Genomic DNA, 13,069 nt, shown 5'->3' with positions numbered 1-13,069 from the left:
CGCATTGCGCCATGATTGCGACCATGAAAATCCTGCCGATCAGCCGGCGTTCGTTCGCCGTCATCTCCGCCCTCGCGCTGCTGCTGTTTGCCGGCTGCGCCGACAAGCAGACGCAGCTGCCGAGTCGCGCGAATTTCACGGCCGCGCTCAACGATTTCCTTGCGCAGCGCGGCCACCTGTGCCTCGCCAAGTACGACTGGCCGATCACGGTTGCGAGCGATGCTCAGGATGCGGGCGCACGGCAGTTGGCGGTACTCGAAAAGCTCGGCCTGGCCGCCAGCAAGGACGCGGGCGGTGCGGCGCCGCCGGCGCGCGAGTACACGCTGACCGCGGAAGGGCAGAAGTATTACCTGCATGTGCCGATCGTGATCCGCACGGCGACGCAGAACGTCACGCACCCGGCCGACTTGTGCGCGGCGACGCTGACGCTCGATCGGATCATCGGCTGGGACCCGCCGCAAACCCGCGACGGCCGCACCGCGACCTCCTTGCTGTTCACCTACCACATCGCACCGGCGCCATGGGCGCGGACGCCGGAAGTGCTGCATGCGTTCCCGGTACTGGCGCGCGCGATCGAAGGTGAAGGCACCACGCAGGTGCGCATCGGCGTGCACCTGACGCGGCATGGCTGGGTCGTCGACGAGCTGTCGCCGTAGCGGCCGGATTGTTCCGCCGAGTCGACGAACAGCGCCAGTCCACCACGTTCTACACCTGACGACCAGCGAGTGACATGAAATTTCCGTACCGCGGCATCCCGATGCTGGCAGCCCTGATCCTGTTGCCGGCCTGCAGCCGGCATGACGATCCCGCAGCGCCGACGCGTGCGAACTTCACGCTGGCCCTCGACGACTATCTCGCACGGCACGGGGATCTGTGCCTGGCCATGTTCGACTGGCCACTCGATCTGACACCGGCCGAGGCCGGCAACGGTGCGCGGCACGCGCTGCAAATGCCGGTATTCGAAAAGCTGGGGCTGGTGAGCAGCACCGTGGTGTCGGTTGCCAGGACCGACGACAACCCGCAGGGCGTGGTCAAGCGCTATGCACTGACCGACGAAGGTCGCAAGTACTACAAGCTGCACGACTACAAGAGCCGCGACGGCGTCGATCATCCGCGCGATTTCTGCGTCGCGCAGATCACGCTCGACAAGCTCGTGCAGTGGCAACTGGACACGCACGACGCGCAGCATCCCACCGCTGTCGTCAGCTATACCTACCGGATCGCGCCGGCACCGTGGCTGCAGGACGCCGATGCGCAGCGTGTGTTGCCGATGGTCGTGCGCATCGTCAATGGCGCGGGCGGGCACCTGCAGCTGCACCAGGGATTCAGCCTGACCGAGCACGGCTGGGAAGCGACTCCCGGACCGGTCTGAACGCATGGCGACGCTGATCCGCTTCGCACCCGAGCTGCGCAGCTGGCTGATGCAGCATCTCGATCGCGGCCGGACACCCGACGCGCTGGTCGGCACGATGCAGCAGCGGGGCATGGAACCGCGTGCGGCGCGCGCCATCGTCGAGGCCTTCGTTGCGGCGCGACTGGGGCAAGGGCCGATGCCGGACGACAGCATCGAAATGCCGGACCAGGCGTCCGAGCCACCGCGACTGCCGAACGGGACGCGTCTGAAGGTCGACGGGCGCAGCGTGCCGGTGCTGGCGCGTGCGCTGCAGCCGACGCTGGCGGTGCTCGGCAACGTGCTCGATGCCGACGAATGTCGGCAGTTGATCGAACTGGCGCGACCGCGGCTGCAGCCCTCGACCGTGGTCGATCCGCAGACCGGCCGCGACGTCGTCAGCACGGGGCGCAGCAGCTACGGGATGTTCTTCCGGCCGGCCGAAACGCCGCTGATCGCAAGGCTCGATCGTCGCCTGTCGGCACTGATGAATCTGCCGATCGAGAACGGCGAGGGCCTGCAGATCCTGCACTACCCCTGCGGCGCCGGCAGCGAGCCGCATTTCGACTTCCTGCGGCCGGACAATGCCGCCAACCGCGACTCGATCGCACGCAGCGGCCAGCGTGTCAGCACCCTGGTCTGCTATCTCAACGACGTGGCCGGCGGCGGCGAGACCTTGTTTCCGGAGACCGGCTGGGCGGTCGCGCCGGTGCCCGGGCACGCCGTCTATTTCGAGTATTGCGACAGCCGCGGCCGCGTCGAGCCGCGCTCCCTGCACGCCGGCGGCACCGTGACGCAGGGCGAGAAATGGGTCGCCACCAAGTGGATGCGACAGCGTCGTTTCGTGTCGGCCGGTTGAGGCCGGACGGGCGGCGGCTGGCACAAAGCTGTCACATGGTCTCGGCATAGTAGGCCGTTGCGCCGATCACCCCCGTGATCCGGCATTGCCGACAGGACTGCGATGCTGTTTCAGGACGAAACCCCCACGACCGTCGCGACGCGGGCGCCGTTCCGCGTACTGATCGCCGACGACGATCACGAACTCTGCGAGCTGCTCGCCGACTACCTGCGGCTGGAAGGCTTTGACGTCGATACCGTTGCCGACGGCGTCAGCGCGATGGCGCGACTGGCGCATGCCGGCGCCTGCCCCGATCTGCTGATTCTCGACATCACCATGCCCGGGCCGGATGGCCTGCAGACCTTGCGTGAACTGCGCCTTCACTATCAGCTGCCGGTGATCATGCTGTCGGCACGCGGCGAGGCGATGGATCGCGTCACCGGCCTCGAATTCGGCGCCGACGACTACCTCGCCAAACCCTGCCTGCCGCGCGAGTTGCTGGCGCGTGTGCGCGCGCAGCTGCGTCGCCAGCTGGCGCCGGCCGTTTCGGAAAACCCGGTGATCGGCGTGCTGCAGATCCACGCCGCCGCGCGGCGCGCGCGCGTCGGCGAAGACGAGCTGCAACTGACCGCCGCCGAGTTCGGCCTGCTGCTCGCGCTTGCGCGCCAGGCCGGTCGCGTCGTCGACAAGGCGGAGCTGACGCGCAAGGTGCTCGGCCGCGACATCGAGCGTTTCGATCGCAGCCTCGACGTGCATGTCAGCCGCCTGCGCCGCAAGCTCGCCGATGCCTCGCCGCTGGCGCCGGCGATCGAAGCGGTGCGTGGCGCCGGCTATCTGATGCATGTGCCGGCCGGCGTCGCCGCTTGAGTCGGCTGTACCGACGCCTGTTGCTGTGGTTCTGTGCCGCCAATGTCGCGACGTTGCTGGTCAGCGTCGGCGCCAGCAACGCGATCGCCTGGTACACCTATGGCCGCGCAACCGATTGGGCGAAGCTGGCGCAGGACGCCGATGCGCAGTACATCGGGGGCGGTCGTGACGGGCTTGCGCAATGGGCGGAAGCGCGCCGTCTCGACGTCCGCCTGGAAGCGACCCTGTTCGAGAATGGCCAGAGTGTGCTCGGTGGCCCGCTGCTGCCGGAAATCGAGGACCAGCTGCCGCGACTGCTCACCGGCGAGCACGTCGCCCTGCAACTGACGCCGCATCTGTTGCTGATCGGCGAGCGTGTCATCGGCCGTGACGGTGTGGCACGCCAGCTCGTTGGCCTGCGTGGGCCGGCGCCGTTTCACCTGCGTCGCGAAACCATGCTCGGCGTGCAGATCGCGCTGTCGCTGCTGGTCATCGGTGCGGTCGGCTGGGCGTTCGCGCGCGGCATCGCCGTGCCGCTGGCAGCGCTGCAAGCTGCCGCACAGCGCATGGCCGGCGGCGACCTGGCGGCGCGCGTCGGCGCCCCGTTCGATGCCGGCAGCGACGAACTGGCCTTGCTGGCGCGCGAGTTCGACCGCATGGCAGAACGCATCGAGGCACTGGTCACGCACGAGCGCCGCCTGCTGCAGGATGTCTCGCACGAGCTGCGCTCGCCGCTGGCGCGCCTGCACCTGATCCTCGAATTCGCACAGCGCGAGCGCGCGCAGGGTGCCGACGCCGATGCGCAGTTCGCACGCGCCGAGCAGGAGATCGCGCGCCTCGATCATCTGATCGGCGAACTGCTGGCCCTGTCGCGGGTCGACGCCGAACTGCCGTCGATGCCGATGCAGGCCGTCGATCTGGTGGCGATCGCCGGCGACGGGCTGAAGCGCGCCGAACTCGAAGCCCGTCAGCGCGGCTGCACGCTGCAGCTCGAAGCACCGGCGACGCTCGAAGCGGTCGGCGATGCACGCCTGCTGGCGCGGGCGCTCGACAATCTGCTCGGCAACGCGATCAAGTTCGGTGCCGGCGCGGCGATTGTCGTCAGTGTGCGGAAACGTGGCACGCAGGCCGAACTGGACGTGCGCGATCACGGGCCGGGCGTCCCCGAGCCGGATCTGCCGAAGCTGTTCCGGCCGTTCTACCGCGGCAGCAATGCGGCTCGCACCGGCGGCTATGGCCTGGGTCTAGCGATCGTCGAGCGCGTGATGCGCGCGCATCACGGTGCGGCGCGTGTCGACAATGCCGAAGGCGGCGGCCTGCGCCTGGTGCTGTCGCTGCCGCTGACGACCTGAACCGCGCGTCAGCGCGCGCCGTGCTCGTCGATCACCACTGAACAGGTCTGACCGGCGACGAGCTGCGTGCCGTCCGGCACGGTGTCGATATGGACGCGCACCGGAATGCGCTGCGCGAGCCGCACCCAGTTGAAGGTCGGATTGACGTCGGCCAGCATCGACCGACCGACGGCATCGTTGTGATCGTTGATGCCGTGCGGCACGCTTTCGACGGTGCCGCGCAGTTCGCCGCCGTCCATCAGGCGCATGTGCGCGGCGTCGCCGACATGCAGCTTCGGCAGCTTGGTTTCCTCGAAGTAGCCGACCACGTAATACGAATGCGCGTTGATCAACGCCAGCACCGGTTTGCCGACCGAGGCGTAGTCGCCGACCTGCGCAGTGAAATTGGTGACATAGCCGTCGACCGGTGCATGGACCTCGGCGCGCGCCAGATTCAGGCGTGCGACGTCGAGTGCGGCCTGCGCCTCGTCATACTGCGCGTCGGCCGCCGCCGCCTGCGAGGCCGTGGTCTCGCGGCTTTCGCTGGAGATCACCAGCCCGTCGAGCTTGGCACGACGCGCGGCTTCGCGCGCGCGCAGGCGGCGGTCGACATCGCGCGCCTTGAGCGCCGCTTCGGCCTGCGTGACGGCGAGCCGGTAGCGCTCGGGATCGATGCGCAGCAGCAGATCGCCCTGGTGCACGAACTGGTTGTCGCGCACCGCGATCTCGGTGACGAGCCCGGCGACATCCGGCGCGATCGCGACGATGTCGGCGCGCACGCGGCCGTCGCGCGTCCACGGCGCGAGCATGTAGTGATCCCACAGGGCGATGCCGATGAGCACCGCGGCAACGCTGATCGCCAGCGTCATCAGCACGCGCAGGGCCTGGACAGGGTTCATGGCAATACTCCGGAAACGAAAAGGGCTCAGCCGTAGATCAGCAGGCCGCCGCCGCCGAACAGGCAGACGAACAGCGCGAGGCGGAACAGGGGCGGACGCCAGACATGACGGTAGAAACCGAACCGCGCGAACAGGCCATCGAGCAGCCAGGTGAGGCTGGCGCTGATCAGCAGCACCGGCAGCAGGCTCGGAAACAGGATGCCGGCGAGGGCGAATTCACGTGGCATCGGCGGCTCCGGCAGGCCGTTGTTCGCTGACGGCATTGTGTTCGAGATCGAGCAGGCCGCTGCGCACGCGATGCAGCGCCGCGATCACGCGCAGCAGCGCCGGGCGCGATGGCGACTCGGCCGTGCAGGCGCCGTCGAAGCGCGCGATCAGCGCGGCGAGCTGGCCCTGTACTGCCGCGCGCGTCGCGCTGCCCGGCATGTCGCAGAGCTCGGCGACGGCGTCGAGCAGCGGCAGCAGCGCCAACCGCCAGGCCTGCAGCTGGCTGCTGTCGGCGATCGTGCTGCGCGCCTCGATCAGCGCGTGGCCGATGTCGAGTGCCGACAGGCCCGAGTTCTGCGCGGCATGCAGGCGTGCCGGTGTCGCGCCGACCGTCGTCTGGATCTGCAGCAGCAGATCGCGGCACTGGCTCTGGAAGCGTTGGCGCAAACCGCCCGGCGACGCGCGGCAGGCGTGCTTGATCTGGCGCCGCAGCGCCTGTTGCAGGCGTTCGAGCCGTGCATCGCCTTCGGCCGGCAACAGCACGCCGAAGGTGACGCTGCCGACCGCCATGCCGATGATCAGCGCGAGGCCCTGATTGAGCAGGAACGCCGGATCGTGGGTCGGCGGATTCTGCGGCGAGACCAGGGTCGTGAAGAAAATGAGGAAGCCGGCACCGACGCCGGCCGATGCCGCCTGCGACGCGATCCACAGGCCGAAAACCAGAAATGGCGTCATCGCGAGCACCAGCAGCGCGAAGCCGTCCACCTTCGGCAGCACCAGCAGCGCACAGACGAAGCCGAGCACGACGCTGAGCGCGACCCCGACGATCATCTGACCGATCGCGAAGCGCGGCGTCGGTGCGGCCGCAAACAGACAGCAGACCACGGTCGCGGTCAGCGCCGCGACCGCGCCGTCCGGCCAGTTGCTGGCGACCCAGAACGTGCAGACGATGACCAGCGCCAGCGCCGCGCGCAGACCGGTCACGAACGCGGTCGGCAGATCGGCATGCGGCGTGAAGCGTGCGCCGGAAATCAGTTTGGCGTCCTGGTCCTGGATCTGCAGCGTTGCCAGCGACGCGTAGACGCGGGTGTAGGCGATCAGCTCGGCGGCGAGCTGACGCAACAGTTCGAGGCCGCTGACGTATTCGAGGCGCAGGCCGGGCTCGCCGAACCGCGGCGTCGTCGACCGTTCGATCGCCTGCGCGGCCTCGTGCAGCGGCGCGATCTTGCGTGCCGCCTCGGCCGCCATCGTCGGCGGATCGGTCAGCGCTGCCGCCAGCGGCGCCGCGAGCTGCATCAGCGCGATGCGCACCGGCTCGCCATCGGTCCGGCGCAGGCGCACGAGCAGGCGCTCCAGCGCGTGGAACGTGGTCAGCGCCGCCATGAAATCGACATTGAGCTGCTGCAGGCGACTGTTGCGCACGCGTGCTTCGGCATCTTCGAAGAACACCGCGCCGCGCAGCGATTCCAGCTGCAGGATGTCGGCCGCAAGCTGGGCGTGGGTTTTCGCGTTGCGCGTGTCCGGATCATCGCCGCGCAGGGTGTCGGCGACCAGTAGCGCGAAGTCGCGATAGCGCGAACGCACCAGTGCCACCAGCAGCGGCGCGAGGCGCTGCGGGGCGATGACATCGGACACGATGCCGGCGCAGGCGATGCCGAGCAGCACTTCGGAAACCCGCGACAGCGCAACGTCGAAGGCGGCGCCGGTCTGCAGCGCCGCGGGAAAGCCGATCAGGCACGCGGTGTATCCGGACAGCACGAAGGCATAAGCCTTGAAGTCGCGAAAGCGCGCCGCGCCCATCGCGCACAGGCCCACCCACAGCGCGACCGCGCCGATGAACAGCTCGCGCGACTGCGAGAACCAGAGCACCAGCAGCAGCGTCGCGGCCGAGCCGACCAGCGTGCCGGCGGCGCGATAGGCGCTCTTGGCCAGCACGAAGCCGCTCTGTGGCTGCGCGACGATGAACACGGTCGCCATTGCCGTCGCCGGCTTGTCGAGGCCGAAGCGCATCGACAGCCACAGCGCCAGAAAGCCGGCGAACAGCGTCTTGAGAGTGAACAGCAGCTGCTGGCGCTGCGCCTCGCCGATCGTGAACACGGCGCGCCATGAAAACGCGGCGGTGGCGGGCGCGTTCACTGCTCCTGCCCCGCGGTCGCCAGCAACTGCTTGCCGAGCAGGGCCTGCAGCTGTCGCAGCTCGGCGTTCGTGAAGCTGCCGTACAGCCGTTCGACGACGGCCCAGATCTGCGGCTGCACGCGCTCGGCGAGCTTTTCGCCGCTGCGCGACAGGCGCAGCAGCACGCGTCGGCGATCGTCGCTGCAGGGCTGGCGCAGGATCAGCTTGCGCGCCTGCAACTCGTCGCAGACGCGCGTCAGATTGGTCGGCCGCTCGCCGGTGGCCTGCGCCAGCTCGCTGGCACTGAGCCCTTCGCCGTCGGCACCGAACAGCACCATCAGCACCGAGTAGCTGACATAGCTCAGGTCATGGGCCTTGAGCACGGCGTTGCTCAATTCCTGCGAGTGCTTGTGCGCGTGCAGCATCAGGCGCGCCGCCAGCAGGCGGTCATAGGGCAGTTCGGGCAGACGGCGGCGGACACCGTCGAGCGCGCGTTCGATCGCCAGCTGGCGTGGATGTTTGCCGGCGCTCATGGCGTCGCGTCGTCCGTGGCCGGCGGCAGACCGCCGCCGATGGCGGCAATCAGCTGCGCATGTGCGGCCAGCCGGTGCAGGCGCAGGCTCGCGGCGCGATCGCGCTGGGCGAGCAGGCCGGTTTCGGCATTGAGCACGTTCAGATAGTCGGTCAGGCCGGCGCGATAGCCGCGCATCGCCAGATCGTGTGCGTGCTGGGCGCTGGTGACGGCGGCGTCGATCTGCACCTGCTGCCTTTCCAGTCCGCGGATGGTCGTGACCTGATCGGCGATCTGCTGCAAGGCCTGGATCAGCGTCGCGTTGTACGCGCCGACCGCTTCGTCGTATTGCGCGCTGCGCGCATCGAGATTCGCGCGCAGCTTGCCGCCGTCGAAGATCGGCAGCGAGATGGCCGGGCCGACGTTCGCCGCCAGCGCGTCGTCGGTGAGGAAGTGATGGAAGCCCAGCGACTGCAGGCCGACCGCGGCGACCAGATCGATGTTCGGATAGAAGCGCGCCCTGGCGACCTTGATCGTCTGCGCCGCGGCCTCCAGCTGCCAGCGCCGTGCCGCAATGTCCGGGCGTCGCGCGATCAGTTCGGCCGGCAACTGACTCGGCAGCAGGCTGCCCTGCGGCAGCTGCAGGTGCGGCGGCGTCAGCGCGTCGCCGGCATCCGGACCCTGGCCGCTGAGTGCGGCGAGCTGGTGGTGCAGGATTTCGATCTGCTGATCGACGGCATCGATCTCGGCCTGCGCGACCGGCACGCCGGTCTGCGCCTGCGCGAGTTCCAGCTCGGTGCCGATGCCGGCGGCGAGTCTCTGCCTGGCGATGTCGACCAGCTGCTGGCGGTTCTGCAGGTCCGCGCCGAGCACGTCGCGGCGTTCGTATTGCAGCGCGAGCTGTGCGTAGGCCTGCACGATAGTGCTCTGCAGACTCAGGCGTGCCGCCTGCTCGGCAGCGGCGCTGGCCAGCGTGTTGGCCTTTGCCGACTCCAGGGCCGCGGCGTCGCCACCCCAGAGATCGAGGGCGTAGTGGAAGTCGAGCGCGGCGTCGTTGCTCCACCAGAAATTGCCGGCGTACGGTGGGGGAATGAAGCTCTGCCGGGTGAACAGCGTGTCCTGCGCCGAAGCCTTGGCATCGATGCCCGGCAGCGTGCCGGCATGCGCGGCGCTGGCTTGCGCGGCGGCGAGACGCACGCGTGCGCGCGCCACGGTCAGATCCGGATTGCCGGCGCCGGCGATCTCGATCAGACGGTCGAGCTGCGGATCGCCGAACGCCTGCCACCAGCGCTGCTGCGGCCAGGCGGCGGCAGCTTCCTGACGCATTTGCGCATCGGGCTGCAGCGCTGCGGCGCTGGCCGGCGTCGCGTCCGGCGCGATGCCGTGCATGCTCGCGCAGCCGGCGAGGATGCCGGCACTGCTCAGCAGCACGGCGCCGATCGCGAAACGTGCGGGCGCCGGCTTCATCCGGAAAACATCACAAATGAATAGTTCATAAATGAAGTATATAGTCCGGAAAATGCCCGCGCAAGGCGGGCATGGAATCCGGGTCGCCGGTCGATTCAGGCGGTTCTGCAGGAGCGGCACGAGCCGCGACGGGTCGGCGAACTCCAGTCGCGACTTGCGTCGCTCCTACGAAAGGCAAAAGCGGCGATGCAAGCGTGTCAGGCCGCTTCGCCGAGTCCGCTGTGCCGCAGCAGCGCGTCGATGCTCGGCTTGCGGCCGCGGAATTCGACGAACAGGTCCATCGCTTCGCGAGAGCCGCCCTGCGCCAGGATCGTGTCGCGGAAGCGCCGGCCGATCTCCGGCGCGAACTGGCTTTCCTCGAAGGCCGCGAACGCGTCGGCCGACAGCACTTCGGCCCACTTGTAGCTGTAGTAACCGGCCGCGTACCCGCCGGCGAAGATGTGCGAGAAGCTCCACGGCATGCGGTTGAACGCCGGCGGCTTGCTGACCGCGACTTCCTCGCGCACGCGATCGAGCAGTTCGAGCACGCGCGCGCCGTTCTCGGACTTGGCGGCCGGATCGAAATCGCGGTGCAGGCGCAGATCGAACAGTGCGAACTCGAGCTGGCGAACGGTTGCCAGGCCGGCATGGAAGCGGCGCGACGCGCGCAGCTTGGCCAGCAGTTCCCCGGGCATCGGCGCGCCGGTCTGCCAGTGCCGCGCGAAGCCCTGCAGGGTCGCCGCGTCGTAGCACCAGTTCTCCATGAACTGGCTCGGCAGCTCGACCGCGTCCCAGGCAACGCCGTGGATGCCGGCCACCGCGGCTTCGTCGACGCGCGTCAGCAGATGGTGCAGACCGTGGCCGAATTCGTGGAACAGGGTGACGACTTCGTCGTGGGTCAGCAGTGCCGGCTTGCCCGACAGCGGCGGCGTGAAATTGCAGGTCAGGTACGCGACCGGCTGCTGCAGGCCCTGCGCGGTGCGACGGCGATTGATGCATTCGTCCATCCACGCACCGGAACGCTTGTCGGCGCGTGCGTACGGGTCGAGGTAGAACAGGCCGAACGGCACGCCTTCGCCGTCCTTGAGCACGTAGGTGCCGACATCGGCATGCCAGGTCTCGATGTTGCCGACCTGTTCGACGCTGACGCCGTAGAGCTTGTTGACGACATCGAACATGCCTTGCACGACCTTGTCGAACGCGAAGTACGGGCGCAGTTCCTCGTCGGACAGGCCGAGCTTCCGTTCCTTGAGCTTTTCGGCGTAGTAGGCGGCGTCCCAGGGCGCGAAGTCGTCGATGCCGTCGCGCTCGCGCGCAAAGGCCTTGAGCTCGTCGAGATCGGCCTGCGCGCTGGGCCGGGCGCGATGCGCGAGATCGACGAGGAAGCTTTCGACTTCATCCGGCGACTCGGCCATCTTGGTGGCCAGCGACAGTTCGGCGTAGTTGCGATAGCCGAGCAGCTGCGCCATCTCGTGGCGCAGTGCGAGGATTTCCTCCATCAGTGCGCTGTTGTCGAACTGGCCGGCCTGCGGACCCTGATCCGAGGCGCGGGTGACGAAGGCTTCGTAGATTTCGCGGCGCAGCGGACGATGATCGGCGTAGCTGATCACCGCGTCGTAGCTCGGAAAATCAAGCGTCAACCACCAACCTTCGAGATTCTTCGCCCTGGCGCGTTCCTGTGCTGCCTCGCGGGCCTCGTCGGTCATGCCGGCGAGCAGCGCGGCATCCTCGACCTGCTTGCCCCAGGCCTGGATCGCGTCCATCAGGTTTTCCTCGAACCTGGTCTGCAGTTCGGACAGGCGCAGCGAGATGTCCTTGTAGCGCGCCTTCTGCTCCGGCGGCAGGGCGATGCCGGACAGGCGGAAATCGCGCAGCGCGTCGGCGATCACCTTGCGGCGGGCGCCATCGTAGGTCTGGTATTCGGCGGATGCGGCGAGCGCCTCGTAGGCGCGGAACAGCGGTTCGGACTGCGAGACCTCGACACCGTACTCCGTCAGCTTCGGCAGGCAGGCGTTGTAGGCCTTGCGCCATTCGGTGGTCGAGGTGACGCTGAACAGGTGCGACACCGGACCCCAGGCGCGCTGGATGCGGTCGCTCATGTCTTCCTGCGGTTCGATCAGCGAATCCCAGGTCGGCGCCGCATTGCTCGCCAGCAGTTTCTGCAGATCGGCGCGGTTGTGCGCCAGCACCTCGTCGAGCGCGGCTTCGGCATGTTCGGGGCGGATGGCCGCAAATGCGGGCAGCGGCTGCGCGAGCGCATCGCGTAACAGTGGGTTTTGCATGGCGGTCCGAGACAGCGAAGGGGCGGCTATTCTGGGGATGCGTCCCGGCCATTTCGAGGACCGCGCAGACAATCACTTGATATCGCGAGCTATTTTAAAGCCGAACCGGCGCTGTCGATCGGCCGGACGGACAGCCGCCGTGCCAAGCGGAGTACTTTCTGCGGGAGCGGCGCAAGCCGCGAATGCCATGCTAGCGGGCGAGAAAAGTTCGCGGCTCGCGCCGCGCCTGCAGAACCGCGGGAACGCGATCGTTTGCCGGGCGCCGTCAGAACAGGCCGCGCAGTACCAGCAGCCAGACCGCGGCCAGGCCGCTGAGCAGCGACACGCCGAGCAGGGCGAGGGCGCCGTGGCGCAGGCGATCGACCAACTGCTCCTGCGAGAGCGTCGAGATCAGGAAACGGCGCTGATCGGGTGGTTTGCAGAGTACGTGCAGGTCCGGTTGCAGGCTGCGTTCGAGCTGCCCGGCGCGCACCTCCGCGAGCGCCGCGGTGCGTGCCGCGTCCCACTCGCCAACGTCGATCTCGCCGTCGCCGTTGGCGTCGAAGCGGCGCAGCAGTTCGCGACGGTCGCGCTTCCAGTCCTGCAGCAGCTCGCGCACGTCGCCGGCTTCGTCCTCGCCCAGCACGCTGGTCTGGCTGCGGAACAGGCCCAGCGCGTAGAGCGGATCGCCGACGCAGATCAGCTCTTCGGTGTAGCGGAAATTGCCGAAACCGAACCACGGGGTCCGCGCCGGAACCTCGATCGGCCGCGGCGAATTGCCGCGCCAGCGGCGTTTCAGGCTCGGCATGGTCTGCGCGCCGTGCGGATCGATGATGCAATTGCCGCTGCCGTCCGCGAGCATGAACAGCTCGTCGGAACTGGCTTTCTCGATCACCTGCCACTCGCTGCCGCGTCGGCTGTCGCTGCGTTGGTCGCGATGCTCGATCACATAGCGCCACCACACGCAGCGTGCGCGTGACAGCGGCGAGATGATGTCCGGACCGGGCATCAGGCGCGCATAGCCTTCGAGCTCGACATAACCCTGCGCCGCGGAGCGCACGCGCGAGGTCGGCGTGTCCTGCATCAGCCGCGCTTCGCGCAGGCGGCCGAAGGCCAGCAGGAAGCACAGCGGCGCGGCGCCGCCGAGAATCACCACCACGGTCCAGAACGAGCCCGGTGCCGCGGCGGCGATGCTGCGGCCGAAATCGATCAGCATGCCGCCGCG

12 protein-coding genes are annotated in these 13,069 nt (G+C 68.5%); 5 read left to right on the top strand and 7 right to left on the bottom strand.

Annotated elements, in window-relative coordinates:
- Positions 1 to 23: 23 nt before the first annotated feature.
- The 5 genes from G7Y85_RS14030 to G7Y85_RS14010 all read left to right on the top strand — a co-directional run bounded on the left by G7Y85_RS14030 (position 24) and on the right by G7Y85_RS14010 (position 4,426).
- Positions 24 to 656 (top strand): hypothetical protein, encoded by a 633-nt coding sequence (locus tag G7Y85_RS14030; protein ID WP_166258288.1) that lies wholly within the window; start codon positions 24 to 26, stop codon positions 654 to 656.
- 74 nt (positions 657 to 730) lie between these two features.
- Complete coding sequence (locus tag G7Y85_RS14025) at positions 731 to 1,372, top strand: hypothetical protein (protein WP_166258285.1); 642 nt, start codon at positions 731 to 733, stop codon at positions 1,370 to 1,372.
- Positions 1,373 to 1,376: 4 nt separating this feature from the next.
- Positions 1,377 to 2,249, top strand: coding sequence for a 2OG-Fe(II) oxygenase (locus G7Y85_RS14020; RefSeq protein WP_166258280.1), 873 nt, complete (start codon positions 1,377 to 1,379; stop codon positions 2,247 to 2,249).
- A 102-nt stretch (positions 2,250 to 2,351) separates the two neighbouring features.
- Positions 2,352 to 3,095 carry a response regulator transcription factor gene (locus tag G7Y85_RS14015; protein ID WP_166258277.1) on the top strand — a complete coding sequence of 248 codons (744 nt, stop codon included), beginning with the start codon at positions 2,352 to 2,354 and terminating at the stop codon, positions 3,093 to 3,095.
- Positions 3,092 to 4,426 carry a sensor histidine kinase gene (locus G7Y85_RS14010; protein ID WP_166258274.1) on the top strand — a complete coding sequence of 445 codons (1,335 nt, stop codon included), beginning with the start codon at positions 3,092 to 3,094 and terminating at the stop codon, positions 4,424 to 4,426. Before G7Y85_RS14015 ends, G7Y85_RS14010 begins: the two co-directional genes overlap by 4 nt.
- Positions 4,427 to 4,434: 8 nt before the next feature.
- Here G7Y85_RS14010 and G7Y85_RS14005 read toward each other — a convergent pair whose 3' ends face one another.
- The 7 genes from G7Y85_RS14005 to G7Y85_RS13975 all read right to left on the bottom strand — a co-directional run bounded on the left by G7Y85_RS14005 (position 4,435) and on the right by G7Y85_RS13975 (position 13,060).
- Positions 4,435 to 5,304, bottom strand: a complete 870-nt coding sequence (locus G7Y85_RS14005) for an efflux RND transporter periplasmic adaptor subunit (RefSeq protein WP_166258271.1) — start codon at positions 5,302 to 5,304, stop codon at positions 4,435 to 4,437.
- 26 nt (positions 5,305 to 5,330) lie between these two features.
- The gene (locus G7Y85_RS14000; RefSeq protein WP_166258268.1) at positions 5,331 to 5,531 is read right to left on the bottom strand and encodes a DUF1656 domain-containing protein; all 201 of its coding nucleotides are present in this window, start codon (positions 5,529 to 5,531) and stop codon (positions 5,331 to 5,333) included.
- Complete coding sequence (locus G7Y85_RS13995) at positions 5,521 to 7,647, bottom strand: FUSC family protein (protein ID WP_166258265.1); 2,127 nt, start codon at positions 7,645 to 7,647, stop codon at positions 5,521 to 5,523. Before G7Y85_RS13995 ends, G7Y85_RS14000 begins: the two co-directional genes overlap by 11 nt.
- A complete protein-coding gene (locus G7Y85_RS13990) occupies positions 7,644 to 8,159 on the bottom strand; it encodes a MarR family winged helix-turn-helix transcriptional regulator (protein ID WP_166258262.1) in 516 nt (171 codons plus the stop codon). The genes G7Y85_RS13995 and G7Y85_RS13990 overlap by 4 nt, the downstream gene beginning before the upstream one ends.
- On the bottom strand, positions 8,156 to 9,604 hold the full coding sequence (locus G7Y85_RS13985) for an efflux transporter outer membrane subunit (protein ID WP_166258259.1): 1,449 nt from the start codon (positions 9,602 to 9,604) through the stop codon (positions 8,156 to 8,158). Before G7Y85_RS13985 ends, G7Y85_RS13990 begins: the two co-directional genes overlap by 4 nt.
- Positions 9,605 to 9,801: 197 nt before the next feature.
- Positions 9,802 to 11,865 (bottom strand): M3 family metallopeptidase, encoded by a 2,064-nt coding sequence (locus G7Y85_RS13980; RefSeq protein ID WP_166258256.1) that lies wholly within the window; start codon positions 11,863 to 11,865, stop codon positions 9,802 to 9,804.
- A gap of 265 nt (positions 11,866 to 12,130) precedes the next feature.
- Complete coding sequence (locus G7Y85_RS13975; RefSeq protein WP_166258253.1) at positions 12,131 to 13,060, bottom strand: GIDE domain-containing protein; 930 nt, start codon at positions 13,058 to 13,060, stop codon at positions 12,131 to 12,133.
- Positions 13,061 to 13,069: the final 9 nt, after the last annotated feature.

Source organism: Solimonas terrae (assembly GCF_011067135.1).
In the GTDB taxonomy this organism is placed as follows: Bacteria; Pseudomonadota; Gammaproteobacteria; order Nevskiales; family Nevskiaceae; genus Solimonas; species Solimonas terrae.
The sequence above is the reverse complement of the archived record's forward strand: the minus strand, read 5'-3'. Positions and strand labels throughout refer to the sequence as shown.

Excerpts from the sequence above, each read along its gene's own strand:
- G7Y85_RS14005 (WP_166258271.1), bottom strand. The coding sequence starts at position 5,304 with ATGAACCCTGTCCAGGCCCTGCGCGTGCTGATGACGCTGGCGATCAGC.
- G7Y85_RS13985 (WP_166258259.1), bottom strand. The coding sequence starts at position 9,604 with ATGAAGCCGGCGCCCGCACGTTTCGCGATCGGCGCCGTGCTGCTGAGC.
- G7Y85_RS14030 (WP_166258288.1), top strand. The coding sequence starts at position 24 with ATGAAAATCCTGCCGATCAGCCGGCGTTCGTTCGCCGTCATCTCCGCC.
- G7Y85_RS14025 (WP_166258285.1), top strand. The coding sequence starts at position 731 with ATGAAATTTCCGTACCGCGGCATCCCGATGCTGGCAGCCCTGATCCTG.
- G7Y85_RS14000 (WP_166258268.1), bottom strand. The coding sequence starts at position 5,531 with ATGCCACGTGAATTCGCCCTCGCCGGCATCCTGTTTCCGAGCCTGCTG.
- G7Y85_RS13975 (WP_166258253.1), bottom strand. The coding sequence starts at position 13,060 with ATGCTGATCGATTTCGGCCGCAGCATCGCCGCCGCGGCACCGGGCTCG.
- G7Y85_RS14020 (WP_166258280.1), top strand. The coding sequence starts at position 1,377 with ATGGCGACGCTGATCCGCTTCGCACCCGAGCTGCGCAGCTGGCTGATG.
- G7Y85_RS14015 (WP_166258277.1), top strand. The coding sequence starts at position 2,352 with ATGCTGTTTCAGGACGAAACCCCCACGACCGTCGCGACGCGGGCGCCG.
- G7Y85_RS13990 (WP_166258262.1), bottom strand. The coding sequence starts at position 8,159 with ATGAGCGCCGGCAAACATCCACGCCAGCTGGCGATCGAACGCGCGCTC.
- G7Y85_RS13980 (WP_166258256.1), bottom strand. The coding sequence starts at position 11,865 with ATGCAAAACCCACTGTTACGCGATGCGCTCGCGCAGCCGCTGCCCGCA.